Origin of the sequence: Kitasatospora sp. NPDC002040 (assembly GCF_040296785.1) — a bacterium.
GTDB lineage: Bacteria > Actinomycetota > Actinomycetes > Streptomycetales > Streptomycetaceae > Kitasatospora.
In genome coordinates this window covers 1010393-1025059 of record NZ_JBEOXV010000002.1, presented here as the reverse complement: position 1 = coordinate 1025059, position 14667 = coordinate 1010393, and the positions used below count along the sequence as shown (strand labels likewise).

The following is a 14667-nucleotide window of genomic DNA, read 5'->3' as shown; positions in this document are numbered from 1 at the left end:
GTGGGCGGTTGCGCGCAGCCCACCGGGGAAGAGGTCACCACATGACCACCACGCTGCGTCCCGAGCACCCCGAGGAGCTGCGACCCGGCGGGGGCCGGAGCAGGCGGTGGCTGATCTGCGTGAACGGCCGCCCGGTGGGCGGGCTGCGGACCACGGCGACGCCGTACGGGGACCAGCGATGGGGCGAGATCTCCGAGTTGGAGGTCGGCTCGGGGCAGCGCCGGGGCCGGGCCACCGTCGGGGCGCTGGCGGCGGAGGAGGTCCTGCGGGCCTGGGGCTGCCGCCGGGTGGACGTGACCGTCCCGGCCGAGAACGACGCCGCGCTCGCCCTGGCCGAGGCGCTCGGCTACACCGAGCGGATGCGGAATATGGCCAAAAGCCTCGCCGAACTCCCGCCGCTCCCAAGCCGGTTGACGGTCCGTCCGATCGGTCCGGAGCGGTACGAGGGGTGGCTGGAGCAGGCCAAGGCCGGCTATCTGCACGACCTGGCGGCCTCGGGTCTGGGCGAGCGCCAGGCCCGGGCCAAGTCGGACGCCGACCACCTGCGGCTGCTGCGCGATGGCCACGCCACCCCCGGCACGGCCCTGCGCGAACTGACCGACGCGCAGGGCGTCCTGCTGGGAACGCTCTGGCTGACGCTGCGTCAGGACCAGCTGCCGAACGGCGAGGCGCTGGCCTGGGTGATGACCGTCGCGGTCGAGCCCGCGCACCGGGGCCACGGCCACGGCCGCACCCTGATGCTGCTCGCCGAACGCGAGTGCCTGACGGCGGGGGTGGCCCAGCTCGGGCTGAACGTCTTCAGCAGCAACGCGGTGGCGATCCGGCTGTACGAGTCGCTGGGCTACCGGGTCACCCGCAGGGTGCTGGGCAAGTCGCTTGCCTGAGCCCCGGCGCCCCCTCGGTCAGCCCGCCTCGATCAGGGCGACGATCCGGTCCAGCAGGCCGTCCTGGCTCTTGCCGCCGTCCAGCCGCTGCCCGGCGATCACGTACGTCGGGGTCCCGGTGATCCCGATCGCCCGGCCCTCGGCCTGGTCGGCGTCGATCACCAGCATGTGCCGGCCGTCGATCAGCGAGAGCTCGACCTCCTCGGCGTCCAGACCGAGCTCTCCGGCCAGCGCGGTGAGCACCGGCTGTCCGGTCCGGGCGAGCTCGTCGCAGCGCGCCAGCAGGGCCTCCGCGTACGCCCAGCCCTGCCCCTGGGCGAACGCCTCCTCGGCCGCCTCGGCGGCGGCGTACGCGTGCTTGTTCTTCTCCAGCGGGAAGTGCCGCAGCTCGATGGCGAGCGCGTCGCCGTACCGGGCGCGCAGGGTCCGGACGTCGTCCAGGGCGGTGCGGCAGTCGGGGCACTGCAGGTCGCACCAGAACTCGAGGCGGGGGAGGGGGGCATCAGTCATGCCGCCCAGTCTTTCACCCGCCGCAGCCCGCCCGGGCCAGGCCGGGTGGTCAGCCGGCGGCGACGGTCTCCGCCCGCTGGCGGGCCCGGTACGCGGCCACGTGCAGCCGGTTGCCGCAGGTGCGGCTGTCGCAGTACCGGCGGGAGCGGTTGCGGGACAGGTCGACGAAGACCCGGGCGCAGTCCGGCGCCTCGCAGCGGCGCAGCCGCTCGCGCTCGCCGGCCATCACGATGAACGCCAGCGCCATGCCCAGCTCGGCGGCCAGGTGGTCGCCGATGGCGGCGTGCGGGGCGAAGTAGTGGATGTGCCAGTCGTGGTGGTCGTGGTTGGTCAGCCGGGGCGTGGTCCCGGCGGCCGCGACCACGGCGTTGACCAGCTCGGCGGCCTCCTCGGTGGAGCCGGCCGAGAACACCTCGCGCAGGCGGCCGCGCAGCAGCTGGACGGCGGCCAGGTCGGCCGGGGTGAGCGAGTCGACCTCGCTGATCTCGTGCCGGGCGACGAAGGCGCCGAGCGCCGTCAGCTCGGGCAGCTGTTCGGTGCCGCAGGCATCCGGCGAGGTGTTGAGCAGCTCGACCAGAATGCCCAGGGCGCATTCGGTGTCATGGGTGATCAGCACGTGAGGCTCCTCGCGCGGCGGGGGGCCGAGGGCCCCCGCGTCGGTCGTCACCGTGGACTCTACCGGGAGCACCGGTTCGGACGCGGCGTTCCCGGTACGGCGGGCGGACGGGCGAAGGCCCCGGCACGCTCCGGTCGGAGTGGTGCCGGGGCCTGGCCCCGAGGCCGCGTGCTGGGCGGCTGTGAGTGCGACCGTGCCCCCGAGTAGGACGGACGCGGTGGCGGGACGACCCGTCGTCGAGGCGGTTCAGCTCTCGGCGAGGATGTGGGACAGCTCCCGGTCGAGATCGAAGTGACGGTGTTCGGTGCCGGGTGGCACCGCGGCGTCGGTGCGCTTGAGGAACGACTCGAGCGCGCGAGCCGGGGCTTCCAGCAGGGCTTCTCCTTCCGGAGAACTCAGGGCGATGCAGACCACCCCCTGACCGTGGCTGCGCGAGGGCCACACCCGGACGTCGCCGGTACCGGTGGGTCGGTGCAGCCCCTCCGCAAGGAGGTCGCGGGCGAACACCCACTCGACGGTCTCGTCGGCACCCGTATGGAAGGTGGCGTGCACGGCATAGGGGTCGGCAGTGTCGTAGCGCAGGCCCGCGGGGACGGGCAGTGACGACTCGCTGGACACGATGAGGCGCAGGTGCAGCTCGCAGCTGACCGTGGTGTTCATAAGCGCCAGGGCCTTTCGCTCAGTGTGCGCTCGGGGAATCGCACGTCGGCGAACGGACCATCCCACCTGAAAGCCCGGTGTAAACCCGTCTGTCCCGATTCAGGCGCGAGTCGTACCCCTTCCGGCGCATTGCAGAATCGCTACGGCAGCCGGATCAGCCCCATCGGGCCGGGCGCCTCCGGTAGTTTTCGCCGCATGGCTGTACGAAACGACAATCCTGAGCCCGAGGGCCCGGAGCAGAGTGCCGCGGAGACCACCGACCCGGGTCTCGGTTCCAAGGCTCCGCACTTCATCCGCCGGTCCCGTCCGCTGCACCTCAGCTGGCAGGTGGCGATCTTCCTGGTCGGCCTCGCGGTGGTCGCGCTCGGCGTGGTGATGCTGCCGCTGCCCGGTCCGGGCTGGGTGGTCATCTTCCTGGGCATGGGCATCTGGGCGACCGAGTTCGTCTGGGCCCAGCTGGTGCTGCGCTGGACCAAGCGCAAGGTGACGGAGGCGGCACAGCGCGCGCTCGACCCCAAGGTGCGCCGCCGCAACATCATCATCACCAGCATCGGCCTGGTGATCATCGCGGGCCTGGGCGGCTGGTACCTGTGGAAGTACGGGCTCACCATGCCGTGGAAGCTGAGCTGACCGCCGGGGTGTTCGGAGCACCCCATGGCATGCGGTAATGTTTTCCCTGCACCCGGGCGATTAGCTCAGCGGGAGAGCACTTCGTTCACACCGAAGGGGTCACTGGTTCGATCCCAGTATCGCCCACCCGGAATGCACAGTAAGGCCCCGGCCAATTCAATTGGCCGGGGCCTTCTGCCGTTTCCGGGTTCCGTTCCGGCGACCTGACTGATTCACCATCAGTCTCCGCCGCCGGCGCGGGAACTGGGGGCCCGTCGGGTGCACCCCGGCGGATGCGGTTTGCGGAGTCACCCCCAAGTGGTGCTACTGTTCTTCTCGTTGCCCGGGCGATTAGCTCAGCGGGAGAGCACTTCGTTCACACCGAAGGGGTCACTGGTTCGATCCCAGTATCGCCCACCCGGAGTCAACACTCAGGCCCCGACCGGAAGTTCGGTCGGGGCCTGAGGCGTTCCCGGAGCCGGGCGGCGCGGCTCAGGCAGCCGCCTCGCAGCGGTGGTCCAGCGCGAGCCGGCGGCCGCAGGTGCAGCGGGCCGGGCGGAGCGGCCAGGCGAAGTCGACCCGCTCGCGGGTGCCCTCGCGGTCGAACCAGTTCTGCAGCCCCCGGGCCTGCGCCGCGTGCCAGACCGCCTGCCGCAGGTGCAGCTCGGCCGGCGTCAGCGTCCCCAGCGGCACCGGGTACCTGACGCCCAGTGCGCGCACCAGTTGCAGCGTCGCGGTCGCGTCGGCCGTCGCGTCGTGCGCCCCGTACAGGGTCACGCCGTAGTGCGCGCACAGGTCGGTCAGGGTGCGCCGGCCCTTGCGGTAGCGATCGACGTACTTGTCCATCACCCGGGGGTCCAGCACCAGCAGTTCGGTCCCGCCCAGGCTGTCGGCGAGCGAGCTGCCGCGGTGCCGGCGCAGCTCGCGGTCCAGCAGGGTGAGGTCGAACGGGGCGTTCATCACCACCAAGGGCACGTGCGCCAGGGCCTGTTCGGCCAGCGCGCGGGCGATCTCGGCGACCACCACCCGGGGCGGGCGGCCGAAGTCGCGGGCCCGCTGGTCGGTGATGCCGTGCACCGCGCGGGCCGCGTCCGGGATCGGTACGCCGGGATCGGCGAGCCAGCTCACGGTACGGGCCGGTGCGGCCGGTCCGGACTGGACCACCAGCGCGGCCGAGACGATCCGGTCGGTCTCGACGTCCACACCGGTGGTCTCGGTGTCGAATGAGGCGAGTGGGCCCTGGTACCAGGGCTGAGTGTGCGGCACGGCTGCGGCCCCCGATCCCCACCGGGCGGTGCCCGGCGCGCCACCGAGGACCAGTGGCGCGCCGGGCACAGCGGCGTTCTCCCTTGGTGATACCGCAGTTGACGCCCCCTCAATCCCGCGGTTCGGAGCGTCGCCGCCGCCGGGGGTATATGGGTGCGCGGTCGGGGCTCCGCTCTCGGTACCATCGGACACGCGCAGCATGGTGCTGTGGCGCACAGATGTCAGGAGAGACCGGTGACCGACGTCCGGATCATCATCAACCGCGAACCCGATCGGGAAGAGCGCGTGGTGACCACGGGCACTACCGCCGCCGAGCTCTTCGCCGACGACCGCTCGATCATCGCCGCCCGGGTCGCCGGTGCGCTGAAGGACCTGGCGTACCAGGTGCAGGACGGCGACGAGGTCGAGCCCGTCGTGATCTCCAGCAAGGACGGCCTGGACATCCTGCGGCACTCCACCGCGCACGTGATGGCGCAGGCCGTGCAGCAGCTCTTCCCCGAGGCCAAGCTGGGCATCGGCCCGCCGGTCAAGGACGGCTTCTACTACGACTTCGACGTCGAGAAGCCGTTCCACCCCGATGACCTCAAGGCCATCGAGAAGAAGATGCAGGAGATCATCAAGCGCGGGCAGAAGTTCTCCCGCCGGGTGGTCACCGACGAGGCGGCCGCCCAGGAGCTGGCCGGCGAGCCGTACAAGATCGAGCTGATCGGTCTCAAGGGCTCCGCCGCCACCGCGGGCGAGGGCGCCGACGTCGAGGTGGGCAGCGGCGAGCTGACCATCTACGACAACGTGGACGCCAAGACCGGCGAGCTCTGCTGGGGCGACCTCTGTCGCGGCCCGCACCTGCCGAGCACCCGGATGATTCCGGCGTTCAAGCTGATGCGCAACGCGGCCGCCTACTGGCGCGGCAGCGAGAAGAACCCGATGCTCCAGCGCATCTACGGCACCGCGTGGCCGACCAAGGACGAGCTGAAGGCGCACCTGGAGTTCCTGGAGGAGGCCGCCAAGCGCGACCACCGCAAGCTCGGCGCCGAGCTGGACCTGTTCTCCATCCCGGAGGAGATCGGTTCGGGCCTGGCGGTGTTCCACCCCAAGGGCGGCATCATGCGCCGGGTGATGGAGGACTACTCGCGGAAGCGGCACGAGGAGGCGGACTACGAGTTCGTCTACACCCCGCACGCCACCAAGGGCAGCCTGTTCGAGCTCTCGGGCCACCTGGACTGGTACGCCGACGGCATGTACCCGCCCATGAAGCTGGACGGCGAGGTCGACTACTACCTCAAGCCGATGAACTGCCCGATGCACAACCTGATCTACCGCTCGCGCGGCCGCTCGTACCGCGAACTGCCGCTGCGGCTGTTCGAGTTCGGCACCGTGTACCGGTACGAGAAGTCCGGCGTGGTGCACGGCCTGACCCGGGCCCGGGGCTTCACCCAGGACGACGCGCACATCTACTGCACCCGGGACCAGATGGCGGACGAGCTCGACTCGCTGCTCACCTTCGTGCTGGACCTGCTGCGCGACTACGGGCTGAACGACTTCTACCTGGAGCTGTCCACCAAGGACCCGGAGAAGTTCATCGGCTCGGACGAGGACTGGGAGGAGGCCACCGAGACCCTGCGGGCGGCCGCCGAGAAGCAGGGCCTGGAGCTCGTGCTCGACCCGGCCGGTGCCGCGTTCTACGGTCCGAAGATCTCGGTGCAGGCCCGGGACGCGATCGGCCGGACCTGGCAGATGTCGACCATCCAGGTCGACTTCCAGCTGCCGCAGCGGTTCGAGCTGGAGTTCCAGGGCTCGGACGGCAACCGGCAGCGGCCGGTCATGATCCACCGGGCGCTGTTCGGCTCGATCGAGCGGTTCTTCGCGGTGCTGCTGGAGCACTACGCCGGCGCCATGCCGCCGTGGCTCGCCCCGGTCACCGTGGTCGGCATCCCGATCACCGACGAGCACATCCCGTACCTGCAGGAGATCGCGGCCGAGCTCAAGAAGCAGGGCATCCGGATCGAGGTCGACTCCTCGGACGACCGGATGCAGAAGAAGATCCGCAACGCCCAGAAGGCGAAGATCCCCTTCATGCTGATCGCCGGCAACGACGACGTCGAGGCGGGCGCGGTCTCCTTCCGCTACCGCAACGGTGAGCAGAAGAACGGCGTGCCGGTCGCCGAGGCGGTCGCGGAGATCGTCGACGCGGTCAGCCGCCGGGTCCAGGTCTGACGCACAAGTACGTGTGCGGGGCAGCCTCTTCAACGAGTCTGCCCCGCACTGCTATGCACGGACGCTGCGGCGAATATGCTGATCAGCATGACGAGTGAGCCGGAACTGCAGCAGGGCGTGGGGGAGCCGGACGGCTTCCGGCGCCTGTGGACGCCTCATCGGATGGCATACATCCAAGGTGAGAACAAGCCCACCGGGCCCGCCCCGGACGACGGTTGCCCGTTCTGCTCGATCCCCGCGCTCAGCGACGAGGACGGGCTGATCATCGCCCGGGGCGGTTCGGTCTTCGCGGTCCTCAACCTCTACCCGTACAACGGCGGGCACCTGATGGTGGTCCCGTACCGGCACGTGGCGGACTACACCGACCTGGACGCCGCGGAGACCGAGGAGCTCGCCGACTACACCAAGCGCGCCATGACCGCGCTGCGGGCCGCCTCCGGTGCGCACGGCTTCAACATCGGGATGAACCAGGGCGCCGCCGCCGGGGCGGGCATCGCCGCGCACCTGCACCAGCACGTGGTGCCGCGCTGGGGCGGGGACACCAACTTCATGCCGGTGGTGGGCCACACCAAGGTGCTGCCCCAACTGCTGGCGGACACCCGGAAGATGCTCGCGGAGGCGTGGCCGCAGAGCTGACCGCACGACAGTGGGGCCGCACCGGACGCCGGTGCGGCCCCACCTGCTGTCCGGCCGGGTCAGCCCGCGTCGACGCTGTCCGCCTTGAACGGCCGGACGCCCTGCATCTCCGACCTGAGGATGCCGATCCGGTTGGTGAAGCGGTCGATGTTGACGTCGTGCTCGGCCAGGAACTCCAGCGTCGCCGCCATCACCGCGTTGACCACCGGGGTGGCGCTGAACAGGACGTCGTCCGACTTGAACCGGCTGGTCCAGGTCCGGTCCGCCCAGGCGCCGCGGAGCGAGAACGGCTCCGGCAGCGAGACCGAGCCGCCCAGCCAGGTGAGCAGGGTCGGCAGCTTGAGGAACGGGGCGCGGAGGGCCTGGCGGACCACCTCGTCGTTGTTCACCAGCGGGAGGACGACGGTGCGCTCCTCCCAGAACTTGCCGGTCTTCGGGACCTTGATCTCCTTGGGCTTCGGCTTGGCGCCGAACAGCGAGTGCAGCGGGCCGAGCGCGTGGCCGGAGACCGAGACCCGCAGGGTGTTGTTCATCACGGTCACACCGATCAGCACGGTGGAGACCAACTGGCCCTTGTGCAACACCAGTTGGGCCGAGGTGCGGTGCCGGCTGTCGGTGCCGAGGGTCTGCCGGTTGGCGATCGCCTGGAGCGCGAAGTCACGCATCCGGTAGCCGTCCATGTCCGGACCGCCGGGGCGGCCGATCTCGTCGGCGCCCTCGGGGATGTCCACCACCAGCCACTGCTGGACCGCCATGTGCGGCATGCCGCCGCCGGAGACCTCGCTCTGGCCGAGCGTGCCCAGCCTGGCGGTGATCCGCCGGGCCAGGTCCCACGGGTGGAAGGCGCGGAAGTCCGCCTGGCCCTCGGCCGGGCGCAGCTCCTCCACCACCTGCCAGTCGCCCCAGCGCATCCCCGCACCGAGCAGGCCCTTCGCGCCCGCGTAGTGGTGGATGTTGGTCTCCTGCTCGACCGTCAGCCGCTCCAGCGAGGCCCGCAGCTCGGTCGCCTTCTTGTCCAGGTCGTCCCGGGGGACGGCCTTGGGCACGGTCGCCGCCAGGGCGCTGCCGTCGATCAGACCGCCCCAGCGCTCGCGCAGTTGGATGGTGCTGCGCAGGCTGATCCGCTTGGCCAGGTACCAGCCCAGCACCGGCGCCAGCGCCATCACCCGGAAGTACAGTCCGAACGGGCCGGCGATCGGTGGCCAGAGCGCGAGCACCGCCGCGACCGCGACCGCGACCAGCACCAACAGGGTGTTGAAGAAGCCCTGGCGGCCGGGCGACTTCTTCCTGAAGAACGCACGGCCGTAGAACACCGCGAGCCAGATCAGCGCGCCCGGCAGGAACAGCACGCCGGTGAGCAGGGTGACCACCATCAGCTGGCGGTCGCGGGCGTCCCGCAGCTCCTGGGCGGCCAGGCAGTGCTCGACCACCATCCGGGTGTCGGTGCCGAACGACGGCACCAGCGGGTTGCGGCCCTTGCCGATCGTCCGGTCGAGCACCGCGCGGGTGAAGGCCTCGCCGGTGCTGGGCCGGAACAGCTTGAAGAACTTGCCCTCTTTGAGCTTGACGCCTTCGAGCGCGGCGAGCGCCTCGACCTCGGTGTCCCGGTAGGCCGCCGAGGAGAGCAACTGGGTGACCGCGGTCTGCGGCCCGACGTCCGTACGGGGTATCTGCGCGCCCGGGGTCATGTCGAGCTTGGTCACGGCGGCTCCCCTCCTCCCCTTGTGTCAGCGGCAGGTTACCGCGCGACCGGTACGGCGCGCGGATGATCCTCTGAACAGCCGTCACTTCCGGTACACGTCGGCCTTGGAGGCATCGTGCCCAGTTTCGGACGGCTTCGATCCTGTGGGCGGGGTCGTGCCGGTGCGGGCCGGGCGATGGTGCAGGATCGGGGGTATGAGCGAGCTTCGACCGACCGATCCGGTGCTGATCTACGACGGCGACTGCGCGTTCTGCACCAGCAGCGTGCAGACCGCCGAGCGCTACCTGCGGGCGAGCCTCTCGGCGGGCAACTGGGAGGCGGTGCCGTACCAGTTCGCCGACCTGGCCGCGCTGGACGCCCGGGCGGGCGGGCTCGGGCTGATCACCGCGGAGCGGGCCGAGCAGGAGGTGCTCTGGCTGACACCCGCCGGGGACGTCCACAGCGGTGCGCAGGCAGCGGCCCGGCTGCTGCTGCGGAGCGGCGGCGCCTGGGCCTACCTCGGCGCGCTGCTCACCCTCGCCCCGGTCCGCCCCCTGGCCGCCCTCGGCTACCGCTGGGTCGCCCGCAACCGCCACAGCCTCCCGGGCGGCACCCCGGCCTGCTCGCTGCCGCGCCGCTAGCGGTACTGCGCGGCCAGCGCCGCCGGCATCGGTGCGTGGCGGACGTAGCTGCGGGAGAAGGTGCCCGTGCCGTGGGACAGCGAGCGGAGGTCCACCGGGTAGTGGGCCAGCTCCAGCTCGGGGACCTCGGCGCGGAGCAGGCTGAGGCCGGGGCCGCCCGGCTCGGTGCCGAGGACGTGGCCCCGGCGGGCGGAGAGGTCGCTGAGGACCGCGCCCTGGTACTCGTCGGGCAGCAGCACCCGTACCTCGGCGACGGGCTCCAGCAGCCGTACCGAGCCGTCGGCGGCGGCCTCCCGCAGGGCCAGTGCGGCGGCGGCCTGGAAGGCCGCGTCGGAGGAGTCGACCGAGTGCGCCTTGCCGTCGGTCAGGGTGACCCGGACGTCGACCACGGGGTAGCCGGCCAGCACGCCCTTGGCGAGCTGGCCGCGGACGCCCTTCTCCACCGAGGGCACGAAGTTGCGGGGGACGGCGCCGCCGACCACGTGGTCGACGAACTCGACGCCGCCGCCCGGCAGCGGCTCCACCGTCAGGTCGCAGATCGCGTACTGCCCGTGCCCGCCGGACTGTTTGACGTGCCGTCCGTGGCCGGTGCCCGGGGCGGCGAAGGTCTCGCGCAGGGCGACCCGGTACGCGACGGCGTCGACCTGGACGCCGTAGCGGGTGCGGAGCCGGTCCAGCACGACGGCCTGGTGGGCCTCGCCGGTGCACCAGAGGACCAGCTGGTGGGTGTCGGGGTTCTGCTCGACCCGGAGCGCCGGGTCCTGGGCGGTGAGGCGGGCCAGGCTCTGGGCCAGCCGGTCCTCGTCGGCCTTGCTGTGGGCCTCGACGGCGGTGGGCAGCAGCGGTTCCGGCTGGGGCCAGCGGTCCAGGGCGGCTCCGTCCGCGCTCAGGGTGTCGCCGGTGCGGGCGGTGCCGAGCCGGGCCAGGCAGACCAGGTCGCCGGGGAGCGCCTGCGGTACGGGGCGCTGGTGGTGGCCGAACGGGCTGGTGATCGCGGTGACCCGTTCGCCGCCGAGCGGGGTGTCGGGGCGCAGGGTGCCGGTGAAGACCCGGACCAGGCTGAGCCGGCCGACGTACTGGTCCTCGCCGGTGTGCACCACCTGGGCCAGCACGGGGGCGTCGGGGTCGGGGGCCGGGAGGCCGTCGGTGCGTTCGGCGGGGGAGGGAAAGGCGTCGACCACCAGGTCGAGCAGTTCGGTGGCGCCGAGCGGGGCGGCGGTGCAGAGCAGCGGGTGGACGGTGTTCTGCCGGAGCTCGCGGCGCAGTGCGGCGGTGAGGGCGTCCGGCTCCAGCTCCTCGCCGGCCACCCAGCGCTCCAGCAGGGTGTCGTCCTCGCCGGCGATGGCCTCCACCAGGGCGCCGCGGGCGGCCCGGTCGGGTTCGGGAGCGTCGCCGTAGCCGCGGCCGGTGAGCAGCTCGACCGAGCCGGTGAGCCGCCCGTCCCGGAAGCCGGGCAGGAACAGCGGCAGGACGGTGTCGGGGTGGCCCTCGCCGAAGGCCTGCTGACAGGCCGTCACGGCCTCGGGGCCGTGCACCCGGGTGAGCGCGATGGCGGTGGGGAGCCCGGCGGCCCGGCACTCGCGCCAGAGGGCCAGCACGGTCGGGCCGACCGGTTCGGTGGCGGAGACGACCAGGACGGCGGCCTCGGCGGCGCGCATGCCGGCCCGGCGCTCGCCCGCGAAGTCGGCGTAGCCGGGGGTGTCGATCAGGTTGATCTTGTGGCCGCGCCAGGCCAGCGGCAGCACGGCGAGCTGGACCGAGCGCTGCTGCTGGTGCTCGATCGCCTCGTGGTCGGAGACGGTGCTGCCGTCCGGCACGCTGCCGGCCCGGGTGATCGCCCCGGCGGCGAGTGCGAGGGCCTCGGCCAGCGCGGTCTTGCCGGAGCCGGGGGCGCCGACCAGGACCACGTTGCGCAGCCGGCCGGGGTCCTCGACGGGCGGCGGCGGTGGGGCGGTCCGGTCCGACATGGCGCACCTCCGTGACGGTGGGTGTGCCCTCAACTGCCCTGGGTGGCGGCCGGGTGGGCCGGGGTCCGGCTCGCGGGCGTGGGGCGGCGGAGCGTGCGAGCGGCGTGGATACCATTGTCCAGCCGGGCGGGCCGATCCGCTCGGCCGCCCGCCGCCCGCTGGGTGGGGGCGGGTTCCGTGAGATCGGGGCGGTCCGGAAGGCCATGCTCAACAAGTACGCACGTGCCTTCTTCACACGTGTCCTGACGCCGTTCGCCGCTCTGCTCCTCCGCTGGGGAGTGAGCCCGGACGCGGTGACACTGATCGGGACGGCCGGGTCGGTCGCGGGTGCGCTGGTGTTCTTCCCTCGCGGGGAGTTCTTCTGGGGCACCATCACGATCACCCTCTTCATCTTCTCCGACCTGGTGGACGGCAACATGGCCCGCCAGGCGGGCACGTCCAGCCGGTGGGGTGCGTTCCTGGACTCCACCCTGGACCGGGTCGCCGACGCGGCGATCTTCGGCGGCCTGGCGCTCTGGTACGCGGGCAAGGGCGACAACGACCTGCTCTGCGCGGTGGCGCTCTGCTGCCTCGCCAGCGGTCAGGTGGTCTCGTACACCAAGGCCCGGGGCGAGAGCCTGGGCTTCCCGGTGGACGTCTCCGGGCTGGTCGAGCGGGCCGAGCGGCTGGTGATCACCCTGGTCGCGGCCGGGGTGGCGGGCCTGCACGGGTTCGGGGTGCCGTACGTGGAGTGGCTGCTGCCGGTGGCGCTCTGGGTGGTCGCGGCGGGCAGTCTGGTGACGGTCGCGCAGCGGATGCTGACGGTGCGCCGGGAATCCCGGGAAGCGGAGGCGGCGGCGTGAAGGAGCGATTGGTCGACGGGGCGTACGCGCTCGGCTGGGCGGCGCTCAAGCACCTGCCCGAGCCGGTGGCGCGCGGGTTGTTCCAGCAGATCGCGGACTACACCTGGCGCCGGCGCGGCAAGGGCGTGCTGCGGTTGGAGACCAACCTGCGGCGGGTCCGGCCTGAGCTGGACGAGGCCGGGCTGCGGGAGCTGTCCCGGGTCGGGATGCGGTCCTACCTGCGGTACTGGAAGGAGTCGTTCCGACTCCAGACCTGGGGCACCGACCAGCTCGCCGCACAGTGCCAGGTGAAGGGCATGGAGCAGCTGGAGCAGGCCCTGGCCGACGGTCGGGGCGCGGTCGCCGCGCTGCCGCACATGGGCAACTGGGACCTGGCCGGGGCCTGGGTGGCCGGGGCGGCGGGGCACCCGTTCACCACGGTCGCCGAGCGGCTCAAGCCGGAGTCGCTGTTCGACCGCTTCGTGGCCTACCGGGAGAGCCTGGGCATGGAGGTGCTGCCGCTCACGGGGGCCGGGGTCTCGGTGATCGGCACGCTGGCCCGGCGGCTGCGGGCCGGGAAGCTGATCTGTCTGGTCGGTGACCGGGACCTGTCCGAGGCCGGGCTGCCGGTGGACTTCTTCGGTGAGCAGACCCGGATGCCGGCCGGTCCGGCGGCGCTGGCGCTGCGCACGGGGGCGGCGCTGTTCCCGGTGACGCTCTGGTACGACGGCCCGGTGATGCGGGTGGTGATCCACCCCGAGGTGGTGCCGCCCGCCGAAGGGGACCAGCGGGAGAAGACCTCCGCGATGACGCAGGCGATGGCCGACATCTGGGCGGACGGCATCCGCGAGCACCCGGAGGACTGGCACATGCTGCAGAAGTTCTGGCTGGCCGATCTCGAGGGAGTCAAGTGAGGATCGGGATCGTCTGCCCGTACGACTGGGACGTGCCCGGCGGGGTGCAGTTCCACATCCGCGACCTGGCCGAGCACCTGATCGGCCTCGGCCACCAGGTCTCGGTGCTGGCCCCGGCCGAGGACGAGTCGGCGCTGCCGCCGTACGTGGTCTCGGCGGGCCGCGCGGTCGCCGTGCCGTACAACGGCTCGGTGGCCCGGCTGAGCTTCGGCATCCTGTCGGCGGCCCGGGTGCGGCGCTGGCTGAACGACGGCCACTTCGACATCCTGCACGTGCACGAGCCGTCCTCGCCGAGCCTGTCGATGCTGGCCGCGTGGTCGGCCTCCGGGCCGATGGTGGGGACCTTCCACACCTCGAACCCGCGTTCGCGGGCGATGATCGCGGCCTCGCCGATCCTCCAGCCCGGCCTGGAGAAGATGAGCGCCCGGATCGCGGTCAGCGAGTACGCCCGCCGGACCCTGGTCGAGCACCTGGGCGGCGACGCGGTGGTGATCCCGAACGGGGTCGACGTCCGCTTCTTCGCCGACGCCTCGCCGGACGAGCGGTGGCAGGGCGGCGCCCTGGACGGCGGGCCCGGCACGATCGGCTTCATCGGCCGGATCAACGAGCCGCGCAAGGGGCTGCCGACGCTGCTCGCCGCACTGCCGAAGATCCTGGCCGCCCGGCCCGGGGTCCGGCTGCTGGTGGCCGGCAAGGGCGACGAGGAGGAGGCGGTCGCGGGGCTGGCGCCCGAGGTGCGGGACCGGATCGAGTTCCTCGGGATGGTGAGCGACCGGGAGAAGGCGCAACTGCTGCGCAGCGTCGACCTGTACGTGGCGCCGAACACCGGCGGCGAGAGCTTCGGGATCATCCTGGTCGAGGCGATGTCGGCGGGTGCGCCGGTGCTGGCCAGCGACCTGGACGCGTTCAAGCAGGTGCTGGACGGCGGCGAGGCGGGGGAGCTGTTCCCGGTCGAGGACGCGGGGGCGCTGGCGGAGGCGGCGGTGCGGCTGCTGGCCGATCCGAAGCGGCTGGTCGAGCTGCGGGAGGCCGCGTCGCGGCACGTCCGCCGGTTCGACTGGTCCACGGTCGGCGCGGACATCCTGGCGGTGTACGAGACCGTCACGGACGGCATGCCGGAGGTGGCCGAGGACGTCCGCGGCGGCTGGCGCGAGCGGCTCGGCCTGGCCCGGGACTAGGGCCCGAAGTGCCTGCCCCGGTGGGTATGTTGAACGCAGCTGGGGGCGGCGCCGCCGTTCCCGAACCCCT

Annotated in this window: 14 protein-coding genes and 2 tRNA genes; 10 read left to right on the top strand and 6 right to left on the bottom strand. The window is 72.2% G+C overall.

The features are described from left to right. Positions 1 to 41 precede the first annotated feature (41 nt). Entirely contained in the window at positions 42 to 884 is an 843-nt protein-coding gene (locus tag ABT118_RS09920; RefSeq protein ID WP_350646230.1) for a GNAT family N-acetyltransferase, read from the top strand. Between the two features lie 18 nt (positions 885 to 902). Here the strand turns inward: ABT118_RS09920 and ABT118_RS09915 are convergent, their stop codons facing one another. The 3 genes from ABT118_RS09915 to ABT118_RS09905 form a co-directional block, all read right to left on the bottom strand. Then, entirely contained in the window at positions 903 to 1394 is a 492-nt protein-coding gene (locus tag ABT118_RS09915; protein ID WP_350646229.1) for a DsbA family protein, read from the bottom strand. Positions 1395 to 1443: 49 nt separating this feature from the next. Continuing rightward, the gene (locus ABT118_RS09910; protein ID WP_350646228.1) at positions 1444 to 2010 is read right to left on the bottom strand and encodes a CGNR zinc finger domain-containing protein; all 567 of its coding nucleotides are present in this window, start codon (positions 2008 to 2010) and stop codon (positions 1444 to 1446) included. Positions 2011 to 2256: 246 nt separating this feature from the next. Then, positions 2257 to 2670: an SsgA family sporulation/cell division regulator gene (locus tag ABT118_RS09905; protein ID WP_030056266.1), complete on the bottom strand. Its 414-nt coding sequence runs from the start codon at positions 2668 to 2670 to the stop codon at positions 2257 to 2259. Between the two features lie 195 nt (positions 2671 to 2865). Between ABT118_RS09905 and ABT118_RS09900 the strand changes: the two genes are divergently transcribed. The 3 genes from ABT118_RS09900 (at position 2866) to ABT118_RS09890 (ending at position 3696) form a co-directional block, all read left to right on the top strand. Then, positions 2866 to 3300: a TIGR02611 family protein gene (locus ABT118_RS09900; RefSeq protein ID WP_350646227.1), complete on the top strand. Its 435-nt coding sequence runs from the start codon at positions 2866 to 2868 to the stop codon at positions 3298 to 3300. Positions 3301 to 3354: 54 nt separating this feature from the next. Further along, a tRNA-Val gene (locus ABT118_RS09895) sits at positions 3355 to 3426 on the top strand. Positions 3427 to 3624: 198 nt separating this feature from the next. After that, a tRNA-Val gene (locus tag ABT118_RS09890) sits at positions 3625 to 3696 on the top strand. 75 nt (positions 3697 to 3771) lie between these two features. Here ABT118_RS09890 and ABT118_RS09885 read toward each other — a convergent pair. Beyond that, the gene (locus ABT118_RS09885) at positions 3772 to 4545 is read right to left on the bottom strand and encodes an exonuclease domain-containing protein (RefSeq protein ID WP_350646226.1); all 774 of its coding nucleotides are present in this window, start codon (positions 4543 to 4545) and stop codon (positions 3772 to 3774) included. A gap of 234 nt (positions 4546 to 4779) precedes the next feature. Here ABT118_RS09885 and thrS point away from each other — a divergent pair, with 234 nt between their 5' ends. Continuing rightward, positions 4780 to 6759: a threonine--tRNA ligase gene (gene thrS / locus ABT118_RS09880; RefSeq protein WP_350646225.1), complete on the top strand. Its 1980-nt coding sequence runs from the start codon at positions 4780 to 4782 to the stop codon at positions 6757 to 6759. A 75-nt stretch (positions 6760 to 6834) separates the two neighbouring features. Then, positions 6835 to 7395 carry an HIT family protein gene (locus tag ABT118_RS09875; RefSeq protein ID WP_350646224.1) on the top strand — a complete coding sequence of 187 codons (561 nt, stop codon included), beginning with the start codon at positions 6835 to 6837 and terminating at the stop codon, positions 7393 to 7395. Between the two features lie 59 nt (positions 7396 to 7454). Here ABT118_RS09875 and ABT118_RS09870 read toward each other — a convergent pair whose 3' ends face one another. Further along, entirely contained in the window at positions 7455 to 9098 is a 1644-nt protein-coding gene (locus tag ABT118_RS09870; protein WP_350646223.1) for an AbeC-like domain-containing protein, read from the bottom strand. Between the two features lie 193 nt (positions 9099 to 9291). Between ABT118_RS09870 and ABT118_RS09865 the strand changes: the two genes are divergently transcribed. Next, positions 9292 to 9717, top strand: coding sequence for a thiol-disulfide oxidoreductase DCC family protein (locus ABT118_RS09865; RefSeq protein WP_350646222.1), 426 nt, complete (start codon positions 9292 to 9294; stop codon positions 9715 to 9717). On the opposite strand, the gene ABT118_RS09860 is transcribed toward ABT118_RS09865, so the two are convergent. Further along, on the bottom strand, positions 9714 to 11684 hold the full coding sequence (locus ABT118_RS09860) for an elongation factor G (protein WP_350646221.1): 1971 nt from the start codon (positions 11682 to 11684) through the stop codon (positions 9714 to 9716). The two genes, ABT118_RS09865 and ABT118_RS09860, sit on opposite strands and share 4 nt — an antisense overlap. Before the next feature lie 203 nt (positions 11685 to 11887). Between ABT118_RS09860 and pgsA the strand changes: the two genes are divergently transcribed. From pgsA to ABT118_RS09845, 3 genes are read left to right on the top strand one after another with little or no spacing between them, the layout of a single operon-like run. Then, entirely contained in the window at positions 11888 to 12526 is a 639-nt protein-coding gene (pgsA, locus tag ABT118_RS09855; RefSeq protein ID WP_350646521.1) for a phosphatidylinositol phosphate synthase, read from the top strand. Beyond that, positions 12523 to 13419, top strand: coding sequence for a phosphatidylinositol mannoside acyltransferase (locus ABT118_RS09850; protein WP_350646220.1), 897 nt, complete (start codon positions 12523 to 12525; stop codon positions 13417 to 13419). Before pgsA ends, ABT118_RS09850 begins: the two co-directional genes overlap by 4 nt. Next, the gene (locus tag ABT118_RS09845; protein ID WP_350646219.1) at positions 13416 to 14597 is read left to right on the top strand and encodes a glycosyltransferase family 4 protein; all 1182 of its coding nucleotides are present in this window, start codon (positions 13416 to 13418) and stop codon (positions 14595 to 14597) included. The genes ABT118_RS09850 and ABT118_RS09845 overlap by 4 nt, the downstream gene beginning before the upstream one ends. The last annotated feature ends 70 nt before the right edge of the window (positions 14598 to 14667 follow it).

Coding starts and splice junctions, on each gene's coding strand:
- ABT118_RS09920 (WP_350646230.1), top strand. CDS start 42: ATGACCACCACGCTGCGTCCCGAGCACCCCGAGGAGCTGCGACCCGGC.
- ABT118_RS09915 (WP_350646229.1), bottom strand. CDS start 1,394: ATGACTGATGCCCCCCTCCCCCGCCTCGAGTTCTGGTGCGACCTGCAG.
- ABT118_RS09905 (WP_030056266.1), bottom strand. CDS start 2,670: ATGAACACCACGGTCAGCTGCGAGCTGCACCTGCGCCTCATCGTGTCC.
- ABT118_RS09900 (WP_350646227.1), top strand. CDS start 2,866: ATGGCTGTACGAAACGACAATCCTGAGCCCGAGGGCCCGGAGCAGAGT.
- ABT118_RS09875 (WP_350646224.1), top strand. CDS start 6,835: ATGCTGATCAGCATGACGAGTGAGCCGGAACTGCAGCAGGGCGTGGGG.
- ABT118_RS09865 (WP_350646222.1), top strand. CDS start 9,292: ATGAGCGAGCTTCGACCGACCGATCCGGTGCTGATCTACGACGGCGAC.
- ABT118_RS09860 (WP_350646221.1), bottom strand. CDS start 11,684: ATGTCGGACCGGACCGCCCCACCGCCGCCGCCCGTCGAGGACCCCGGC.
- pgsA (WP_350646521.1), top strand. CDS start 11,888: ATGCTCAACAAGTACGCACGTGCCTTCTTCACACGTGTCCTGACGCCG.